Below are 18,418 nucleotides of genomic sequence, written 5' to 3' on the forward strand. Positions count from 1 at the left end.
CAAAGTAGACTTGAGTCGTGAGCATCCCAACGCCTTATGAAGACCTCCTGCGCGATGTCCTGGCCACCGGCACCCATAAATCGGACCGCACGGGCACCGGAACCACCAGCGTTTTCGGGCGCCAGATCCGCTTTGACCTCTCCAAGAGTTTCCCGCTGATCACCACCAAGCGGGTCCACTTCAAGTCAGTGGCGGTGGAGCTCCTGTGGTTCCTGCGCGGCGAGACCAACATCAAGTGGATGACGGACCAGGGCGTCACCATCTGGAACGAATGGGCGGATGAGGACGGCGACCTCGGCCCGGTCTACGGCGTGCAGTGGCGCAGCTGGCCCACCCCGGACGGCGGCCACATCGACCAGATCGCTGAACTCATCGAGAACCTGAAGTCGAATCCGGACTCCCGCCGGCACATCGTGTCCGCGTGGAACGTCTCCGAACTCAATGACATGGCGCTCCCGCCCTGCCACGCGTTCTTCCAGTTCTACGTGGCCAACGGCAAACTCTCCTGCCAGCTCTACCAGCGCTCCGCTGACATGTTCCTGGGCGTCCCCTTCAACATCGCCTCCTACGCGCTGCTGACCTGCATGGTCGCCCAGCAGGTGGGCCTGGAACCGGGCGAATTCGTGTGGACCGGCGGTGACGTGCACATCTACGAGAACCACATGGACCAGGTCCTCAAGCAGCTGGAACGCGAGCCCTACGAGTACCCGCAGCTGAAAATCACCCGCACGCCGGCCTCGATCTTCGACTACACGCTCGACGACTTTGAAGTGCTGGGCTACCAGCACCACCCCACCATCAAGGCACCGATTGCCGTATGAGCACCGAAAACTTCACTGACCCCCAGTCCTTCACGGAGGAACTGGCCGCATCCATCACCGGCGTCGGGCTGGTGTGGGCCCAGACCTCCGACGGCGTCATCGGCAAGGACGGGGACATGCCCTGGAACCTGCCCGAGGACCTCAAGCACTTCACCCGGCTCACCACCGGCCACCCGGTCATCATGGGCCGCAAGACCTGGCTGTCGTTCCCGGACAAGTACCGTCCGCTGCCCGGACGCACCAACATCGTCATCACCCGGCAGAAAAGCTGGGCCAACACGCCCGAGGCGGAGGGCGCCGTCGTGGTTCCCTCCCTGGATGACGCGCTCCTTGAGTCGCAGTTTGTCGACGGCGGCGAGACCGTCTGGATCCTGGGCGGCGGGGACGTCTTCCGCCAGTCCACGGACCTCGCCAACGTTGCGGTGGTCACCACCATCGATGTGAAGGCCGACGGCGACACTTTCGCCCCGGAGCTTGGCACCAGTTGGGAGGCCACCGCCTCCGTCCCGCCGGACGGGTGGCTGACGGCCGCTAACGGCACACGCTACCGATTCACTAAATGGTCACGGACCGAGGGCTAGGAACATGCTGAAGAAACCGGAAACCCTGTTCGTCCTGGGCTACATGCTGCTGCCCCTGCTTGCACTGCTGTCCGCGATCGTGGGGCTCACCATGATCCTGGGCGGGAACAAGATCGCCGGGGCCATCGTGCTGGTGGTGGTCACCCAGGTGTTCACCTTTGGGGCGTTCTTTGCTTTGCGCGCGCGGAAGGCAGCCGTGCTGGAGCAGTCAGACCAGGGCTAGCGCTTACAGCAGCGGCATGGGGAGACCACCCCATCGCGGCCGGCCCGCTCCTGGCCTAGGCTGGGGCACGCAGCACTCTGGGGGCTGCTGGATGAATATTTGGGGGGAATCCTGGTGGCAGGAACTTTGTGGGGCGCCGACGTCGAGCAACTGCGGGCCCTCGCGCAGCAGTTCAACAAGACGGCGGATTTGCTGCAGCAGCAGTCGACGCAGCTAAGCAGCCAGATCAACAACAACCCGGCCTGGAAGGGCGCGGACGCCCAGCGGTTCCGGTCTGACTGGAACAGCAACCACCGGACGCTCCTTCAGCAAACTGTCTCGCGCTTGAAGCAGGAGTCGAAAGTCCTGCTTCAGAATGCTAATGAGCAGGAGAAGGCCAGCACCACCGGCTCCGGCTCCAGTGGTGGACCCGGCGAAGGTTCGCCGGCCGGCACCGACGGCCCCCGCCGTCCAATCCCGGGGCAGGGCAGCAACGATCCCTGGGGACCGGACTGGCTCACTGATCCCAACTCCCCTTTCCGCAGCGGCTGGGATATCTACAACCTGACCAAAGCGTTGCCGAACCTCCGGGCGGGACTGTTCGATCTTCCCCATTTCATCAGCAAGGCAGATAACCTCGGCGAGTTCCTGTTCTCCCGGGATTTCCAGAGCGTGGCAAAAGCGTTCCAAAACACAAATATGCTGAGCCAGTATTTCAACACTTCATCGGAACTGTTCGACGGCAGGTGGGATACCGCCTTGCGCCTCGCCGAGGGTGGCAAGGCGGCCGAGTTCTTCAAATTTGGTGGCAGGGCCTTAGGCGGAATCGGAGTAGGTCTTGACGTTTTGGACACCGTCAACAACGCCAAGGAGGGCGACGTAGGAGCCGCCTTCTACTCTGGAATCAAGGCTGGTCTGGGAGTGGTGAGTTTCGCTCCCCCGCCTGTCGGAACGGCAGCAATGGTTGCATCCGGAGCGTTGGCCATCTATGACAACGTTCCGATAGTCAAGGAAACCGTCAATGCCATCGGCGGTTCCATCGCTGACGGTGCCAAGGAAGTCTGGGAAGGCGCTGGAGACGCCGCTGAAAAAGTCGGCGACTTCTTTGGATTCTGAACCCACAACGAGAGGTGTCCACGATGACTGAGATAACGACGGAAGCCGCCACCATCCCCGATGCGATCGGATATGGCTTCGCCGAGATGGTTACCCTTGCAAGCCTCCAGCGCGGGGACGCCTCTGTCCACAGCGCTGAAGCACTGAGGGTGGACGGCTATCTGAACAATACGGACATGGTGAGCGCGGGCGCGTCGTCACTGGTGGCACGAGGCCTGGCCAAAGCCGAAAATGACGGGCTCCTGTCCGTATCAGGCCCCACCGCCGCCGTCGCTGCCCTGCTCTCCTCCGCCATCCGTCGCATTGAGATCTCGCTACTGACGGCCGAAGGGGGCGACAGCGTGGTCTTCATGGAAAATGATGACATCCATCTGCTGTTCCAGCCCCGCGCCTACTTCACGTGGTGGGCAATGGCTCAGCGACCGGACGTTACCGCAGCCGAGGCCAACCTCATGGTCATCAAGCAACACCTGGAAAGCAACCCAGAGGGCGGCGCCACTATTCGCCGCCGGGAGGATCCCACCGGCCGAACCCTCTACGTAAAAAATGGCGGCGGCGGACTATGGACCACTGGTATCTCCACACCCACGGAGCCGGACATTGCTGAAACCAGGGGCGTGGACGACGCCGGCCTCCTTCACCGCATCCGCACCGTCCGACAGGACTGACTGTGACATTCGACCGAGACCGTGAGCGGCGCAACGATGCCGTCCACGCCGAGCATAAGGCGGCGCTTGCACGGGGTGAAAAACGGGTGCTGCGAACTACCGACACGGGCGAACTGCACAGCTACCCCGCCGATGAAATTGGGTTCTCTCCAGGCCGTGGCCACGTGCAGGTCCAAACCTGGTGGGGTATGGGAATCCTGACAGGCGTCATGGCGCTCCTGGCCCTTCTCTCGCTGGTAATACTGCTCAGGCCCCTACCTGACGGCGGCCAGCCGTTCTGGGGCGCCCTGGTCCTCACCGCATTCGGCATTTTCGGCGCCTGGTATACCTTCCGCATGGCAAGGGACGAATACCGGGCCAAAAAATTGCGGAAGAAACGGCATGCACCGGAACCCGGAACCGGACCTTTCAATGAATGATCCAACAAGAACATGGGCTGTCGCCTTCTCCCGATGATCGCGTCTCACTAATGGCAATGGATCCTGCCTTACAGAAGCTACTTGTGGACCGACCGTACTTCTACGCGACCGCCATGGGACCCACGGTCTACGCCTACACAAAGGACGAATGGGGAATCGGTGGTTCCCAGCCGTCGGGAAATTACTCAGTCCACACGGCAACCGGGCTCGTTGTAGTGACAGCCCTCATGACCATTCCGGCTTTTGGCGCACCCCTGATGCTCATCCTTGCCCTGGCCACCCTGAATGTCGTTGTGGTCGTTTTCGGACTGCTGGGCACCGTCCTTTTCACTGGAGGCTGGCTCCTGGGAATCCGCAGCCTTTGCCGGGAGATGCGAGCGGCCAAGCTGCGCCGGCTGAACCGGCTGCCGAAACCGCGGTTTGCCCTTACCGATGACCAGGCACGCGCCTGGTTCGAATCAAACCCGTCGCCCATAGCCATCAACCGCGAAAACTTCCCTGACAGCACACGGCCGTTTCCCGGAGACGCACCGTCCGCCTAGCCGCCGCTGACGGCACCGGTACGTGCCGGCGTCGCACGTCAGTCCCAACTGCGGCGTGACGTAACCGACTGCGACCTTCCGGACGCGAAGTCTAAACTGGACGAATGACTACAGCAGCTACCCCTTCCGTCGGCCTGGTCGGATGGCGCGGCATGGTGGGCTCCGTCCTCATGCAGCGCATGCAGGATGAGGGCGACTTCGCCAACATCAACCCGGTGTTCTTCTCCACCTCCAACGCGGGAGGTGCCGCGCCGTCCTTCGCTGACGGCGCCGGCAAGCTCGAGAACGCGTTCGACCTCGACACCCTGGCCAAGCTGCCCATTATTGTCACCGCGCAGGGCGGGGACTACACCAAGCAGGTCCATGGCGAACTGCGCAGCCGCGGCTGGGACGGCCTCTGGATCGATGCCGCCTCCACCCTGCGCATGAACGACGACTCGATCATCGTCCTGGACCCCATTAACCGCGATGTCATCGACAAGGGCCTGGTCAACGGCACCAAGGACTTCATCGGCGGCAACTGCACCGTCTCCTGCATGCTCATGGGCCTCGGCGGCCTGTTCAAGAACGGCCTGGTCGAGTGGGGCACCTCCATGACCTACCAGGCAGCCTCCGGCGGCGGTGCCCGGCACATGCGCGAGCTCCTCAGCCAGTTCGGCACGCTCAACGCCGAGGTCAGCACGGAACTGGACGACCCGGCGTCGGCCATCCTGGACATCGACCGCAAGGTCCTGGCCCACCAGCGCACCGACATCGACGCGACTCAGTTCGGTGTCCCCCTGGCCGGCTCCCTGATCCCCTGGATCGACGCGGACCTGGGCAACGGGCAGTCCAAGGAAGAATGGAAGGCCGGGGTGGAAACCAACAAGATCCTGAGCACCTCCGAGGAAAACCATGTGATCATGGACGGCCTCTGCGTCCGCATCGGCGCCATGCGCTCCCACTCTCAGGCCCTGACCCTGAAGCTCCGCGAGGACCTGTCCGTGGCCGAGATCGAGAAGCTCCTGGATGAGGACAACCAGTGGGCCAAGGTGGTTCCCAACACCAAGGAAGCCTCCATGGCCGATCTGACCCCGGTGGCCGCCTCCGGCACCCTGGACATCCCGGTGGGCCGCATCCGCAAGATGGAGATGGGCCCGCAGTACATCAGCGCCTTCACCGTGGGCGACCAGCTCCTCTGGGGGGCCGCCGAGCCGCTGCGCCGCATGCTCAACATCGCCACCGGCACCCTGTAACTTTCAGCTGCCCCACGAGCGGCCCTGGCCCGCATAACCGTTGCTGCCCCGCACCGGTTATGCGGGTCGGGGCCGCTTTTGCATTCCGGCGTGCCGCGCGAGGAATGCGTACAGCCGCTGCCGCAGCTCTCCCGGCCGGTCCAGTTGCTTCCAGTTGATGCGAAAAACCGCCCAACCAAGCTCCTGCAGAGCGTTCTCCCGGCGCCGCTCCGCGAGCAGCACATCGGCCGTTGGCCTGTACTCCGTGTACTTGGCATTGCCGTCGAACTCAATGATCACCAAGGCATCTTGATCCGCGAAATCAGCCCGGAAAACACCCTCGCTGGTGGGGATCACCACCTGCGGTTCGAACATGCGCAGGCCAAAAGACCGCAGCAACAGCCTGGTCCGGGTCTCCCCCGGGGACTCTGATCGCGCATCCAGGACCTCCAGCAGGTCCCAGGCCCGCCTGCCGCCGCGGACCACGGGACTGTCGTTCAGCAACTGCCGCATGGCCTCGATGGATGCACCTTTGCGCAGCGCGTGGTCACCGATCACGGCAGCCTTGTCCAAGGGCAGGATACGTGCGCAGTCCAGCACGGTCCGCTCGGCACTGGTGGTAAGGACTTCCCGCCCGTCGGGCGTCCACAGTGAAGCCTTCTCAGCTTCCGCGAGCGGCTGCCTGTGGGTCCGGACGTCCCTTCCCGCGCTGGCCTTCGAGTTGGAGTACTGGGTTGTCACGTGCACCGCGGAGCCTCCGCCCCAGACAAAATGGCCGTGCAGCAGCGCCGCACTCACGTGGCTGTACCGGGACAGGCCGTGGGTAGATTCGAAATGCGCCATCAGGCGGACCTGGTCCCGGTCCCACGGCGCGAGCGTACTCCAGTAGCCGCTCCGGACGTAGGCTCCCCGCCGCACCCGGAGCACGGCGCCGCTCTTCACGGCCGCAGTCAGCACACGGTCGTCCAGCCCGGCGGCCGCCAATTGATGGGTTGACGCAACCACCTTCCCGGGCCAGCGATGGTCGACGAGGGCCTGCAAAGCATCGAAGTTCATTGTCCAAGGGTCGGCGGCGGACACCGGCAGCGGAAGCACAGGACGCCGCTATGTGGATGGCCGGCGGTACGAGCGGCCCTTGCCCGCGGAACCGTTGCCGCCCAGCACCGGTTATGCGGGGCAGGGCCGGTTATGCGGGGCTGGAAGCCGCTCAGGTGGCCAGGAACCTCGTGTAGCGCCGGCCGGCCTTGGCCAGGGCTGCCTGCGCCGCCGGGCCAAGCGGCCGGGCTTCGTCGAAGAGTTTGGGTACGACGGCGGCACCCGGCCCCGTGCCCTGCAGCGCCCAGGTGCCAACCACCTTCCCAGCGGCGACCACCGTCTTCTTGAAGACACCGTTGCCGCCGGGCACGATCAGATCGAAATGCTCGGGTGCCAGGACAAGGCTGCGGTCCGTATAGCCCAGGACAAACTCATCAAAACCGGGCAGCAGGTGGACCGACCGGCCGCCTGGTACACCGGATTCCAGGAGGGCCGCCACCTCCGGGGACAGCCAGTAGCTGGTCCCCCCGAATTCCAGCTCCACCAACTCGCGCCGGACGAGTTCAAACGCCGTGCGCACCTCGGTCAGCGGCAGCTGCGTCCACCAGGCGAAGTCGCGGAGGGTGGCCGGCCCATGGCTGCGGAAGTATCGGAGCAGGAACTCTGCCAGGGCCGCCTCGCGTTCCAGGCTCCTCGATACCGGTATCCATTCGTGGAACGCGGCGATCAGCTGCTGGTTTCCGGCCAGGGGCCCCAGGACCAGCCAGCCGTGCCGGCAGAGCGAACCCAGGAGATGGATCCCGCGCTGGCCCTGGGTCGGCTGGCCTCCGTCGTCGAACACCTTGAACAGTGCGGCGCGGCTGATGGGGCCGTCCGCCAGGATACGGTCCAGCGCCAGATCGCGGGCCTTCTCCACGTCCGCCCACGTAATCTCCAGCTGCCGGTGACGGCCCGCGACGCTCCTGGTGAGCCGTTCGGCCGTGAGGTCCAGCATCCAGCGCAGGTCTTCGGGGGCAACCAAATGCAGTGTCCCGCGCATGGGCCAGGACCGGACAATAGCTCCGGAATCGATGGCGGCACGCACCTGGGAAAGCCCTGCTCCCGGCACCCGGGCCCCGACCGCCCACAGTGCCGCCGGCAGGTCCTGCGCCTGCATGGCGGTCATCCACCGGACCAGCTCCGGCACGGAGGTACCCTCTATCCCGGCGAGCCGCTGGGACACCAGCCGGAGCCTGCCGACCATCCTGCCGTCGCGCAGGGCACCAGATGCAGCCATGCGCCCATCCTAGGCCGGGCGCGGCCCTGAGGGGACGGCTAGAGTTCGAGGCCGATGAGCAGCGGCTCCGGATGCAGCGAAATGCCGAAGTGGCGTTCGACGCCGGCCCGCACCTCCCGTGCGACAGCCACCATATCGGCGGCGCTGGCGGAGCCGCGGTTGGTGATGGCCAGGGTGTGCTTGGTGGACAGCGACGCGCGGCCTCCAGCCACGCCGTCGTCTTCCAGGCCGAAGCCCTTCCCGAAGCCTGCCTGGTCAATCAGCCATGCTGCGGAGAGCTTCACCATCCCGTCCTGCCCGGCAGGGTATCGCGGAGCGTTTTCCGGCAGTTTGTCCGCGACGTCGGCCGCCACAATGGGGTTGGTGAAGAAGGACCCGGTGGAGTAGGTGTCACGGTCAGCGGCGTCCCACACCATTCCCTTGGAGGCACGAAGGCGGAGTACTTCGCGGCGGACGTCGTTCGCGTAGGCGCGCTGGCCCACTTCCACACCCAGGGCCCGGGCCAGCTCGGCATAACGGATGGGCGCGCTCATCCGGCCCAGCGGCAGCTGGAACTCGACGGTGAGGACCACATACCGGGGCGAGCCATTGACGGTGGTCTGCTTGAGGATGGAGTCCCGGTAGCCGAACTTCAACTCCGAGTTGGTGAAGGTCTGCACGGCGTTCCGCTCGCGGTCCCAGGTACGGACGGCGGCGATGGTCTGGGAAACGTCGGCACCGTAGGCACCCACGTTCTGGACCGGCGTGGCCCCCGTTGAGCCGGGGATCCCGGACAACGCCTCGATACCGGACCAGGCGTGCAGCACCGCGTGCTCCACCAGCTTGTCCCAGTTGTGCCCGGCCTGCACCACCACTGCCACTCCCCCGCAGGAGTCCTCGGCGTTGACCGTGAACCCCTCGGAGGCGATCCTGATGACCGTCCCGGGGAACCCGTCGTCGGAGACCAGGAGGTTGGACCCGCCGCTGACGATCAGGACCTGTTCCGCGGCGGCATCCGCCGAGCGGACCGCGTCGATAATCTCAGCCTCGGTGCGGGCCTCGATGTACTTGCCGGCAGGGCCTCCGACGGCGGAGGTGGTCAGGGAGGAAAGGAGCGTGGAAGTCACCTGTCCACGTTACTTGAAGATACTGTGCAAGCGCAGTGACGCACAGTACCTTCAGGCCAGCTTCCGGGCCACCGGAGAAAGGGCGAAGCTCACCGCAAGCATCACCATCACGGCCAGCAGAGAATGCAGGATGCCCACATGCTCGGCCAGCAGCCCCAGCAGCGGCGGCCCGCACAGAAACGCGGCATAGCCGATGGTGGACACCACGGAAACCCGGGCGGCAGCCTTTGCGGGATCATCGGCAGCGGCGGACATGCCCACCGGGAAGCCCAGCGACGCGCCCAGGCCCCACAGCGCGAGTCCTCCATACGCAAGCCACGGCATCGGTGCGAAGACGAAGATGCCCAGCCCCAGCACAGCCATGGCAGCGCACGACCGCATCACGGGGACCCTGCCAAACTTGTCCAGCAGCACCGTCCCGGCAAAGCGCCCGATGGTCATGAACGTGACAAAGAGGCCGTAACCGGCAGCACCGGCAGCGTCGCTTTGCCCATGTCCGTCGGCCAGTGCCAGCGCCACCCAGTCACCTGCCGCGCCTTCGGCCAGGGCCAGGCCGAGGACCAGGACGCCAAGGAGCAGGGTCCGCCGGTCCCGCCACGCCTGGGCGATCTTCCGCTTGTTATCCAGCGGCGCGTCTCCGGAGGCGGCCGCGGGAGCTATTACCGGGATTGGCCCGGTGCTGGGATCCTCGAAGGTGTCCGGTGAGTAACTGCGCTCCCCCGCCACCGGAGTGATGTCGGCCCGGAACCAGGACGCCGCCGTCGCCACCGAAACCGCCACCACGGCCCCGGCCACCGCGAGGTGCCAGAACACGGGCAGGGACACTGCGGCGGCGAGGGCACCCAGCCCGGCGCCTGCCACCGTCCCCAGGCTGAAGGCGCCGTGGAGCCGCGGCATGATGTGCCTGCCCACCGCGCGCTCGACTGCGGCGCCTTCAACGTTGGATGCCGTGTTCCAGCTGCCGGTGCCCAGCCCGATGATGGCCAGGCCAATGGCGGTTGCCACGGGGCTTGCCAGCACGGTTGTGCCAAAACCCGCGGTCAGCAGCCCTGCACCCACCAGGATGCTGCCGGTCCGGATGGTCCGCTTGGAGCCCAGCCGCAGCACGATCAGCCCGGAGGCGGAGACGGAGGCAAAGGACCCCAGCGTCATGCACAGCAGGATGACGCCGATGTTGCCCGGGGTAAGGTCCAGCGCGTCCCGGATGGCAGGCAGCCGGGACACCCAGGAGGCAAAGGCAAGGCCACTGGCGCCGTAAGCCACCACGACGGCGTTGCGCCACGACGAGACCTGGGCGGCAGTCGCTGCGGGAGTGGTCAAAAGTTGCAGCTCAAGACAACTTGACGACGGCCTGGGCCTTCATCAGGACCTTTTGCCCGGCGGAGACCACGGTGAGGTCGACGCGCGCGGTGCCGGCGTCGGCGTCGAGCTTTCCGATGGTTCCGCTAACTTCGATGGTGGCGCCAGGCTCATCAGTCCCGGTGGTGTCCGTGACCAGCACAGGTTTGGTGAAGCGGGTCTGGAAATCGACGACGGCGGCCGGGTCGCCCGCCCAGTCGGTTACCAGCTGGACGGCCGAGCCCATGGTGAACATGCCGTGGGCGATAACACCGGGCAGTTCCACGCCGGTGGCGAAGGCTTCGTTCCAGTGGATGGGGTTGAAGTCGCCGGAGGCGCCTGCGTACTTGACCAGGTCGGTGCGTGTGACCTCGATGGTGCGGCTGCCGATTTCCTGGCCGGTGCTGAGTTCGTTGAAGCTGGGGCTCATGGTTACTGTCCCTCTCCGCGGACCAGGATGGATGACGTGGTGGTGGTGACGGGTTCCCGTGCATCGCCGCTACCGAGGGCGAAGATCTCGGAGCGGGTGGTGATCATGGCACCGCCGCCCATGGCCCGGATGCCGTCCACATGCAGTTCGGCCATGAGCCGGTCGCCGGCAACGATGGGGCGGTGGTGGGTGAAGCGCTGGTCTGCGTGGACCACGCGGGAGAAGTCGATGCCGGCGTCCGGATCCTCGATCAGCTGGGCGTCGGCGCGCTGGGCGATGATGATGGCGAAAGTGGGCGGCGCCACCAGGTCTGGGTGGCCGAGGGCCTTGGCTGCATCCACGTCGAAGTGCGCAGGATGGCTTGCCTTGACGGCCCGGGCGAACTCGCGGATTTTCTCGCGGCCGACGTCGTACACCTCTGCGGCAGGGTAGCTGCGGCCCTGCAGGTCCGGATTGATAGTCATGGATTCCAGCCTATCGTTGCCACGCCCTTCAAAAGGGCCGCACCGCACTGATATGATGAATTCATCATTCCATCAATCCGCTGTCCGGGCTCTGACCGGCCGGCCATCGCGCACAGGAGCGCCACCCCGATGCTGTCTTCCGCCCAAGCACCTCTCTATGAGATCAAAGCGAACCTGTTCAAAGGCCTGGCCCACCCCGCGAGGATCCGGATCCTTGAGCTGCTGGCCGCAGCGCCGCAGGAGTCTGCTCCCGTGAGCTACCTCCTCGCAGAGACCGGGCTGGAAGCCTCCCACCTCTCCCAGCACCTGGCCACCCTGCGGAAGCACAAAGTGGTGACCTCCGTACGCACCGCCAACGCGGTAACGTACCAACTCGCCCACCCGGGCGTCTCACAGCTGCTGGCCATCGCCAGGACGTTCCTCCTGGACAGCTTGGCCGATTCCAACGAACAGCTCCGGCTCGCACAGCAGCTGCCGGCGGACCACCTGGCCGGCGGGCGAGCCTCGTGAGCGCGAACCCGGCTACAGCCCCCGGCACGGCCAGCAGGAGCATCACTCGGTTCCTCCCGTCGCGAAAGGACTACGCCGGAATTGCCGGCACGTGGCGCACCGACCTGCTGGCAGGGATCACCGTGGGCATTGTGGCTTTGCCGCTGGCCCTCGCGTTCGGCGTCAGCTCCGGGGTGGGCGCCGAAGCAGGACTCATCACGGCGATCGTGGCCGGGCTGGTGGCGGCTGTCATGGGCGGCTCCCCGGTCCAGGTATCCGGCCCCACGGGCGCCATGGTGGTGGTACTGGCCCCCGTGGTGGCGGTCCACGGCATCGGCAGCGTCGCCCTCTTGTCCCTGATGGCTGGTCTGCTGGTCTGCGCTTTGGGACTCAGTGGCCTGGGCCGGGCCGTGGCCTTCATACCGTGGCCGGTGGTCGAGGGCTTTACGCTGGGCATTGCCGCCATCATCTTCCTGCAGCAGGTTCCGCTGGCCACCGGCACGTCCGGAACTCCGGGGCACAATACCCTCCTGGCCGCGGTGGAGGCGGCAGCTGGGGCAGCGTCCCCGACGGTCCTGTTCACGCTCGCGCTGGTGGCGGGAGTCGCCGTCGTGATGGTCCTGGTGCAGAAGCTGTTCCGCGCCATCCCTGCCAGCCTGCTCGCAGTCCTCCTGGCAACGGCCGCTGCCGAATTCCTGCAGCTGGATGTCCCGCGGATCGGTGCCCTGCCGCATTCCCTTCCGGCGCCCGCCCTCCCCGCCCTGGATCCGGCCGCCCTGGGCAGCCTGGCGATGCCTGCCGTCGCTGTCGCCGTCCTGGCCGCCATTGAATCCCTGCTCTCGGCGCGGGTGGCCGCCGGGATGGCCGGACCGGACGGCAGGCCAACCGGCGCCTACAGTCCCGACCGCGAGCTGATGGGACAAGGCCTGGCTTCCATCGCGGCCGGCCTGTTCGGCGGGATGCCCGCCACCGGCGCGATTGCGCGGACGGCGGTGAACGTGCGGTCCGGAGCCAGGACCCGGCTGGCGGCAGCCGTGCACGCGGTGGTGCTGCTGGGCATCACGTACCTGGCGTCCGGAATGGTCAGCCGCATCCCGCTGGCGGCACTGGGCGGGGTCCTGATGGTCACGGCCGTGCGGATGGTTTCCCGGCGCACTGTCACCGCCATCCTGCGTTCCACCCGGGCAGATGCCGCCGTTTTCGTACTCACGGCCGTCATTACCGTGGCCTTTGACCTCATCGTTGCCATCCAGATTGGACTGGCCGCGGCAGCCCTCTTCGCCCTGCGGACCTTTGCCTCGCTGAGCGGTGTCCAGCGCGAGGAGATTCCTGGCCCTCCGGCGGAAGGGGACGGCCACATCGCGCTCTTCCGGCTGGATGGGGCCATGTTCTTTGGCGCTGCCGAACGCATTCTCCAGGAAATCAGCCAGGTCAAGGACGTGCAGGTGGCCATCATCAGGTTGTCCCAGTTGCGGATGCTCGACGCCACCGGCGCCCACGCCCTGGTGGAGGTCATTTCCGCATTGGAGCTGCGCGGCATCACCGTCCTGCTCAAGGGTGTCCGGCCGGACCATCTTGACCTGGTGACCAACGTGGGCGTGATCCGTTCACTGCGGCACCACAAGCATCTGTTTGAGGAGCTGCCGGATGCCGTGGAGCACGCCCGCAGCCACGTCCTGCGGAACGCGGCGGCAGCTAGCGCCTGAGGTTCTTGCGGATCGCCTGGCCGCGGACCACGATGCCTACGACGTGGAGGACCAGCCCCAGCCCGATGAGGGGAAGGGAAGCCATGGCCAGTGCCTGGTTGCCGCTGGTGTTGCCCACCAGATTAAGGATGATCCCGACGGCGATCAGTCCCATCGCGCTGAAGACCAGGACTTTGTAGCGGGTGGGCGCAGTAGCCCAGAATTCGTTCAGCACCGTCCAAGTCTACCGAGTCCGCGGCACCCCCGGCGGCCCGGGCGCGGGAACCCTGGACGTCAGAACAACGGTTCCTGCACCGCCGGCACCTCCGAAGCGTACTCCCCCAGCAGGACGGTCCGGGCGGCCAGCTGCGCCAGGTTGACCACGAATTGCGAGCCCGTGCCGTCCAGCCGCGCCAGCACGTTGGTTCCGCTGATGGCCGCGACATCGAAGCCGTGCCGCCCGTCGTCGAGGGTGTGCGGATAGGCGTGCCGGGGCCCGCTTCCATACAGGGCGTCGGCATGCCCGGGCCTGAGCCACCGTTCCTCCACGGACTGGAAACCGTCGACGGCGGTGCCCGCCAGCAGGGCCCGCACGTCACCGGCGGCCCGGGCATTGACAGCGTCCAGCGCCTCGGCCGGGAGCGGCCGCAGCAGCGCCTCCGCCTTCGCGGCCGAGCGCACCTGCTGCGTCAGTCCGACGCCGGCCGTCACCAGGTCTTCGAGGATCCGCACCACACGGCCGTCCTGCGCCCTGGCGACATACCTGGCCACTGCGGCCCCCTGCTCGGCCAGGCGGTTCCATTTCCGCGGCCCGGACGCCGTTCCCACCTTGGTGGCGCCTCCCGCGAACGTCGCAACGTAGAGCCAGTGTTCCTGCATCAGGTAGTCCCGCAGCCCAGGGGTTACCCTGCCACCGCGGTGGAAGTCGTGCATGAGGCGCGACTCGTCGCGGACGAAGAACCGCTCGCATTGTTTGCCCCGCACGGCCGGCGCGGCGGAGCCGCACAGGATGTGGCGCCGGAAGCCGGCCGACTGGACCTGGACGTGGCCCAGGCAGTACCTGCCGGGTTCCACCACGTGGAAGCCCAGCCGGCTGCCCGGCCTGAGGCTGTGCTCCCGGAAGTCCCCCTCAGGTGATTGGAGGCGCAGGACCGGGCCGCCGCCGTCGTCAGCCGGGGTTGAAACAGGCGGGCCATCCCAAAAGACCCCGTGGACCAGATAGCGGGTATCGGTCACGGGGTCTCCTGAAGTGATGGGTGGCGCTACAGCGCGGGCTGCACCCCAAAGGCTACCGCGAGCTTCATGATCTTCTCGGCGCGGCCCAGGCGGGGCAGGTCGGAGCCGTCACGGATGACGCGGCCGTTGGCTTCGAAGTCGTTCATGAAGTCGGTTGCCCAGGCGACGTCCGACGGTGTGGGGCTGATGACCTCGTTGATCACGGGGGTCTGGTCGATGGCCAGGCACAGCTTGCCGGTCATGCCCATCATCACCGTGATGCCGGTCTGCTCGCGCAGGATGGGGTGGTTGGTGCCCACGGTGGGGCCGTCGATGGGGCCGGGCAGGTTGCCCACGCGGCTGGCAACGACGAGCTTGGCGCGCGGGTAGGCCATGGCCTCCGGGGTGGCGGCCATGCCGGTGTCGCGGCGGAAGTCACCGGAGCCAAAGGCCAGGCGGAACGCGCCCTGGGCCTTGGCGATGTGGTTGGCTTCCTCGATGCCGAGCGCGGATTCCACCAGCGGAATGACGGGCGTCTTGCCGTCCATGCGGTGGTAGCTCTCGGTGACCTGGTCCGCGGATTCGGTCTTGGCGAGCATGACGCCCAGCAGCCCCGGGGTTCCGCGCAGGCCGGCGAGGTCATCGGCCCAGAACGGGCTGGTGGCGTCGTTGATCCGGACCCAGGCCTTGCCGCCGGCGGTCAGCCAGTCGATGACGTTGTTCCGGGCCTGGTCCTTTTGCGACGGGTCCACTGCATCTTCAATATCCAGGATGATCGAATCAGCCCGGGACACGGCCGACTGGTCGAAGAGCTCGGGCTTCATGGCATTGACCAGCAGCCAGGAGCGTGCGATCTCGGCGGGGATATTCCGTTCCGGCCTAACGGTTTCGGCGGCGATGGTAGACGTCATGCTTTCTACAGTATCCGGCCCGCACGCGGCACGGCGAAGAAAACGGCCCGCTTGTGAGGATCAATACGAACTAAACGCGTTGTGACCGGCCCAGGGGGAAAGCAGCCGGCAGCAGTTGTCGTTCTAGGGCTTGGAAACGACAACTGCTGCCAGCCGGTTGGCAGCAGTCAGGGGATGTTGCTGCCCCGCGCAGTGACCCAGAGTTTGTACCAGTCTGCGCGGGTGAGGGCCCGGGCCACGCGGGCGGCGTCCGCGCAGGCCCTGATCCGGTCCGGGTTGACCGTCCCGATGACCGGCGCGATGCCGGCCGGATGCTTCATCAGCCAGCCCAGGAGGACGGCTTCGCCCGAGATGCCGTAGGCCCCCGCCAGTCCTGCCACAAGTTCCGCGGTGGCCGCTTCAGCTGACGTGGGGCTTTCCGCTTCAGCGCCGGTGTAGATGCCGCGGGCCAGCGATCCATACGCCTGCAGGGTGACGCTGTTGCGCGTGCAGTACTCGAGCGTGCCGTGCGGAAAGCTGTAGTCCAGGTGTTCCGGATGGTTGACCAGGACCTGGCTTTCCAGCCATGCACGCTTCAGCAGGCTCATCTCCAGCTGGTTGGCCACCACCGGAGTCTCCAGCCGGTCCTGCAGCACCTCGATCTGCGCAGCGGACATGTTGGACACACCCAGCTGCCGGACCTTGCCCTCGGACATGAGCTGGCCGACGGCGGCAGCCACCTCCGCCGGGTCTGCCAGCGGATCCGGGCGGTGCAGCAGGAGGACGTCCACGTAGTCGGTCCGGAGCCGTTGGAGGCTCCCGTTGACCCGCTCCAGGATCGCCTCCTGGCTCAGGTCGTAGTGGGTTTGCAGGCCGCGCTCGTTCAGCCGGATGCCGCACTTGGTCTGCAGACGGATCCGCTCCCGGAGGCCCGGAGTGGCGGCCAGCACCTCGCCGAATACGGCCTCGGACTTTCCGCTGCGGTAGATGTCGGCGTGGTCGAACAGGGTGATGCCCGCGTCCAGTGCGGCCTGGACGGCAGCATCGGCCTGAGCCACATGGTCAATGCCATGTGGCTCGTCGGACCAGCTGCCGCCCAGCCCCATGCATCCGTAGATGACTTCCTGCATCAGGCCGTTGCCCGCATCAGGACAGCCGGCTTCCGGCCCTGCCGCATCAGCGCAGCCATGCGGTGGTGTTCGCCGGCAGCTTGCCGTCCTCCAGTGGGCCGCTGCTGACCAGGACCGTGCCGGCGGGAAGATCGACGGCGGTGTTCCCGAAGTTGGTGACGGACTGCCACCCGTTGGGGCGCTTGAAGTGCAGGACGTCCGGGTTGGCGTTCCCCACCCATTCGAGGTCCTCATCGGTCAGCAGTTCACGGCGCAGCTTCAGGGCCTTGCGGTAAAGCTCCAGCGTGGAGCCCTCCGTCCCGTCTTGGGCCTCGACGGCATACTTGCTGAACCAGTCCGGCTGCGGCAGGTGGGACCCGCCGTCGCCGAAGCCGAAGGACGTGCCCTCCACCTTCCAGGGCAGCGGGACGCGGCAGCCGTCACGGCCAATTTCCACGCCCTTGTTGCGGAAGAAGGACGGGTCCTGGCGTTCCGACTCTGGAATCTCGGCCACTTCCTGCAGGCCCAGTTCCTCACCCTGGTACAGGTACGCGGAGCCGGGGACAGCCAGCATCAGCAAGGTGGCGGCGCGGGCGCGCCGCTCACCCAGTTCAACGTCCAACTGGTCCTTGGGGCCACCGGCGAGCAGCCAGTCCTTGCCGTCCTGGCCCTTGGCGCCGGCTTTTGCCTTGGCAACCTGGGGCAGGCCATAGCGGGTGGCGTGCCGGACGACGTCGTGGTTGGAGAACACCCAGGTGGAGGACGCACCGGTGGCAGCAGCCTCGGCGAGGTTGCGGGTGATGATCTCCTTGTATTCGGCGGCGTCGAAGTCGGCCTGCAGGAGGTCGAAGTTGAAGGCCTGGCCCAGGCCCTGCGGGCTGGCGTAGCGGGCCCGGCGGGTGGCGTGCACCCAGGCTTCGGCGACGGCGGTGCGCGGCGGGTTGTACTCGTTGAATACCTCGCGCCATTCGGCGTAGATCTCGTGCACTTCGTCACGGTCCCAGAACGGGTGCGTTCCGTCGTCGAATCCGTCCACGCCGGTGTTGGCGGCGCTCAGTTCAAGCTTGGACAGCAGCGGCTCGGTGAGGTCCTTCGTGAGTGCGTGCGCCACGTCAACACGGAAGCCGTCCACGCCGCGGTCGGACCAGAAGCGCAGCGTCTTGAGGAAATCGTCACGGATTTCCCGGTTGGACCAGTTCAGGTCCGGCTGCTCCTTGGCGAAGATGTGCATGTACCACTGGCCGGGGGTGCCGTCGGGTTCGGTGATGCGCTCCCAGGCCGGTCCGCCGAACACGGAGTCCCAGTCCGACGGCGGGAACTCGCCGTTGGGCCCCTTGCCGTCACGGAAGATGTAGCGGTCACGGGCCGGGGAACCCTTGGGCGCAGCCAGGGCCTCCTGGAACCACTTGTGGCGGTTGGATGAGTGGTTGGGGACGATGTCCGCGATCAGCTTGATGCCGGCTTCGTGCAGGGCCTTGGCCATTTCATCGAAGTCGGCCAGGGTGCCCAGCTTGGGGTCGACGTCGCGGTAGTCATCGACGTCGTAGCCGCCGTCGGCGAGCGCTGACGGGTAGAACGGGCTGAGCCACACGGCATCGATCCCCAGCGTCTTCAGGTAGGGGACCTTGGCGGTGATGCCTTTCAGGTCGCCGATGCCGTCGCCGTTCGAATCGGCGAAGCTGCGGGGGTAGATCTGGTAAACGGAGGCCTGGCGCCACCAGTTGGGATCGGCCAGACGGTCAGAGTCGGACAGGGTTGCCAGAGTGGCGGTGGTGGACAAGGACTGACCCTTTTCTTCAGTACGGCTATATTTATATT

At 66.3% G+C, this 18,418-nt stretch carries 21 protein-coding genes; 10 read left to right on the forward strand and 11 right to left on the reverse strand.

Annotation, left to right across the window (positions count from 1 at the left end):
- Positions 1–17: 17 nt before the first annotated feature.
- The 8 genes from ACZ9J7_RS01645 (at position 18) to asd (ending at position 5,584) form a co-directional block, all read left to right on the forward strand.
- The gene (locus ACZ9J7_RS01645; protein WP_476206463.1) at positions 18–821 is read left to right on the forward strand and encodes a thymidylate synthase; all 804 of its coding nucleotides are present in this window, start codon (positions 18–20) and stop codon (positions 819–821) included.
- The gene (locus tag ACZ9J7_RS01650; RefSeq protein WP_366366999.1) at positions 818–1,402 is read left to right on the forward strand and encodes a dihydrofolate reductase; all 585 of its coding nucleotides are present in this window, start codon (positions 818–820) and stop codon (positions 1,400–1,402) included. The genes ACZ9J7_RS01645 and ACZ9J7_RS01650 overlap by 4 nt, the downstream gene beginning before the upstream one ends.
- Positions 1,403–1,406: 4 nt before the next feature.
- The gene (locus ACZ9J7_RS01655) at positions 1,407–1,625 is read left to right on the forward strand and encodes an NF038396 family protein (protein ID WP_141159734.1); all 219 of its coding nucleotides are present in this window, start codon (positions 1,407–1,409) and stop codon (positions 1,623–1,625) included.
- Positions 1,626–1,751: 126 nt separating this feature from the next.
- Positions 1,752–2,720: a hypothetical protein gene (locus tag ACZ9J7_RS01660; RefSeq protein ID WP_476206466.1), complete on the forward strand. Its 969-nt coding sequence runs from the start codon at positions 1,752–1,754 to the stop codon at positions 2,718–2,720.
- Between the two features lie 23 nt (positions 2,721–2,743).
- Entirely contained in the window at positions 2,744–3,388 is a 645-nt protein-coding gene (locus ACZ9J7_RS01665) for a hypothetical protein (RefSeq protein ID WP_476206468.1), read from the forward strand.
- A gap of 2 nt (positions 3,389–3,390) precedes the next feature.
- The gene (locus ACZ9J7_RS01670) at positions 3,391–3,807 is read left to right on the forward strand and encodes a hypothetical protein (protein ID WP_476206469.1); all 417 of its coding nucleotides are present in this window, start codon (positions 3,391–3,393) and stop codon (positions 3,805–3,807) included.
- Positions 3,808–3,890: 83 nt separating this feature from the next.
- On the forward strand, positions 3,891–4,349 hold the full coding sequence (locus ACZ9J7_RS01675) for a hypothetical protein (protein WP_476206471.1): 459 nt from the start codon (positions 3,891–3,893) through the stop codon (positions 4,347–4,349).
- 104 nt (positions 4,350–4,453) lie between these two features.
- On the forward strand, positions 4,454–5,584 hold the full coding sequence (gene asd, locus ACZ9J7_RS01680) for an aspartate-semialdehyde dehydrogenase (protein ID WP_476206473.1): 1,131 nt from the start codon (positions 4,454–4,456) through the stop codon (positions 5,582–5,584).
- Between the two features lie 57 nt (positions 5,585–5,641).
- On the opposite strand, the gene ACZ9J7_RS01685 is transcribed toward asd, so the two are convergent.
- The 6 genes from ACZ9J7_RS01685 to ACZ9J7_RS01710 form a co-directional block, all read right to left on the reverse strand.
- Positions 5,642–6,619 carry a type IV toxin-antitoxin system AbiEi family antitoxin domain-containing protein gene (locus tag ACZ9J7_RS01685; protein WP_476206475.1) on the reverse strand — a complete coding sequence of 326 codons (978 nt, stop codon included), beginning with the start codon at positions 6,617–6,619 and terminating at the stop codon, positions 5,642–5,644.
- Positions 6,620–6,770: 151 nt separating this feature from the next.
- Positions 6,771–7,874 (reverse strand): winged helix DNA-binding domain-containing protein, encoded by a 1,104-nt coding sequence (locus tag ACZ9J7_RS01690; protein ID WP_476206477.1) that lies wholly within the window; start codon positions 7,872–7,874, stop codon positions 6,771–6,773.
- A gap of 38 nt (positions 7,875–7,912) precedes the next feature.
- Entirely contained in the window at positions 7,913–8,980 is a 1,068-nt protein-coding gene (locus ACZ9J7_RS01695; protein ID WP_476206479.1) for a UDP-N-acetylmuramate dehydrogenase, read from the reverse strand.
- Between the two features lie 51 nt (positions 8,981–9,031).
- Complete coding sequence (locus tag ACZ9J7_RS01700) at positions 9,032–10,300, reverse strand: MFS transporter (RefSeq protein ID WP_476206480.1); 1,269 nt, start codon at positions 10,298–10,300, stop codon at positions 9,032–9,034.
- A 10-nt stretch (positions 10,301–10,310) separates the two neighbouring features.
- Positions 10,311–10,748 (reverse strand): MaoC family dehydratase, encoded by a 438-nt coding sequence (locus ACZ9J7_RS01705; RefSeq protein ID WP_476206482.1) that lies wholly within the window; start codon positions 10,746–10,748, stop codon positions 10,311–10,313.
- Between the two features lie 2 nt (positions 10,749–10,750).
- On the reverse strand, positions 10,751–11,212 hold the full coding sequence (locus ACZ9J7_RS01710) for an FAS1-like dehydratase domain-containing protein (protein ID WP_476206484.1): 462 nt from the start codon (positions 11,210–11,212) through the stop codon (positions 10,751–10,753).
- Positions 11,213–11,341: 129 nt separating this feature from the next.
- On the opposite strand from ACZ9J7_RS01710, the gene ACZ9J7_RS01715 reads away from it, so the two are divergent.
- Both ACZ9J7_RS01715 and ACZ9J7_RS01720 read left to right on the forward strand, forming a co-directional pair.
- Complete coding sequence (locus tag ACZ9J7_RS01715; protein ID WP_476206486.1) at positions 11,342–11,722, forward strand: ArsR/SmtB family transcription factor; 381 nt, start codon at positions 11,342–11,344, stop codon at positions 11,720–11,722.
- On the forward strand, positions 11,719–13,407 hold the full coding sequence (locus ACZ9J7_RS01720) for a SulP family inorganic anion transporter (RefSeq protein ID WP_476206488.1): 1,689 nt from the start codon (positions 11,719–11,721) through the stop codon (positions 13,405–13,407). Before ACZ9J7_RS01715 ends, ACZ9J7_RS01720 begins: the two co-directional genes overlap by 4 nt.
- On the opposite strand, the gene ACZ9J7_RS01725 is transcribed toward ACZ9J7_RS01720, so the two are convergent.
- The 5 genes from ACZ9J7_RS01725 to ACZ9J7_RS01745 all read right to left on the reverse strand — a co-directional run bounded on the left by ACZ9J7_RS01725 (position 13,397) and on the right by ACZ9J7_RS01745 (position 18,380).
- Entirely contained in the window at positions 13,397–13,621 is a 225-nt protein-coding gene (locus ACZ9J7_RS01725) for a DUF3188 domain-containing protein (protein WP_224026693.1), read from the reverse strand. The genes ACZ9J7_RS01720 and ACZ9J7_RS01725 overlap by 11 nt on opposite strands.
- 59 nt (positions 13,622–13,680) lie before the next feature.
- The gene (locus tag ACZ9J7_RS01730) at positions 13,681–14,622 is read right to left on the reverse strand and encodes a DUF2797 domain-containing protein (protein WP_476206490.1); all 942 of its coding nucleotides are present in this window, start codon (positions 14,620–14,622) and stop codon (positions 13,681–13,683) included.
- A gap of 26 nt (positions 14,623–14,648) precedes the next feature.
- The gene (locus ACZ9J7_RS01735) at positions 14,649–15,512 is read right to left on the reverse strand and encodes an HpcH/HpaI aldolase/citrate lyase family protein (RefSeq protein ID WP_141942759.1); all 864 of its coding nucleotides are present in this window, start codon (positions 15,510–15,512) and stop codon (positions 14,649–14,651) included.
- A gap of 167 nt (positions 15,513–15,679) precedes the next feature.
- Complete coding sequence (locus tag ACZ9J7_RS01740) at positions 15,680–16,621, reverse strand: aldo/keto reductase (RefSeq protein WP_476206493.1); 942 nt, start codon at positions 16,619–16,621, stop codon at positions 15,680–15,682.
- A 46-nt stretch (positions 16,622–16,667) separates the two neighbouring features.
- The gene (locus ACZ9J7_RS01745) at positions 16,668–18,380 is read right to left on the reverse strand and encodes a glycoside hydrolase family 13 protein (RefSeq protein WP_476206495.1); all 1,713 of its coding nucleotides are present in this window, start codon (positions 18,378–18,380) and stop codon (positions 16,668–16,670) included.
- Positions 18,381–18,418: the final 38 nt, after the last annotated feature.

This window comes from Pseudarthrobacter sp. TE9888 (assembly GCF_056279345.1).

Coding starts and splice junctions, on each gene's coding strand:
- ACZ9J7_RS01655 (WP_141159734.1), top strand. CDS start 1,407: ATGCTGAAGAAACCGGAAACCCTGTTCGTCCTGGGCTACATGCTGCTG.
- asd (WP_476206473.1), top strand. CDS start 4,454: ATGACTACAGCAGCTACCCCTTCCGTCGGCCTGGTCGGATGGCGCGGC.
- ACZ9J7_RS01740 (WP_476206493.1), bottom strand. CDS start 16,621: ATGCAGGAAGTCATCTACGGATGCATGGGGCTGGGCGGCAGCTGGTCC.
- ACZ9J7_RS01685 (WP_476206475.1), bottom strand. CDS start 6,619: ATGAACTTCGATGCTTTGCAGGCCCTCGTCGACCATCGCTGGCCCGGG.
- ACZ9J7_RS01715 (WP_476206486.1), top strand. CDS start 11,342: ATGCTGTCTTCCGCCCAAGCACCTCTCTATGAGATCAAAGCGAACCTG.
- ACZ9J7_RS01705 (WP_476206482.1), bottom strand. CDS start 10,748: ATGAGCCCCAGCTTCAACGAACTCAGCACCGGCCAGGAAATCGGCAGC.
- ACZ9J7_RS01665 (WP_476206468.1), top strand. CDS start 2,744: ATGACTGAGATAACGACGGAAGCCGCCACCATCCCCGATGCGATCGGA.
- ACZ9J7_RS01690 (WP_476206477.1), bottom strand. CDS start 7,874: ATGGCTGCATCTGGTGCCCTGCGCGACGGCAGGATGGTCGGCAGGCTC.
- ACZ9J7_RS01735 (WP_141942759.1), bottom strand. CDS start 15,512: ATGACGTCTACCATCGCCGCCGAAACCGTTAGGCCGGAACGGAATATC.
- ACZ9J7_RS01710 (WP_476206484.1), bottom strand. CDS start 11,212: ATGACTATCAATCCGGACCTGCAGGGCCGCAGCTACCCTGCCGCAGAG.
- ACZ9J7_RS01650 (WP_366366999.1), top strand. CDS start 818: ATGAGCACCGAAAACTTCACTGACCCCCAGTCCTTCACGGAGGAACTG.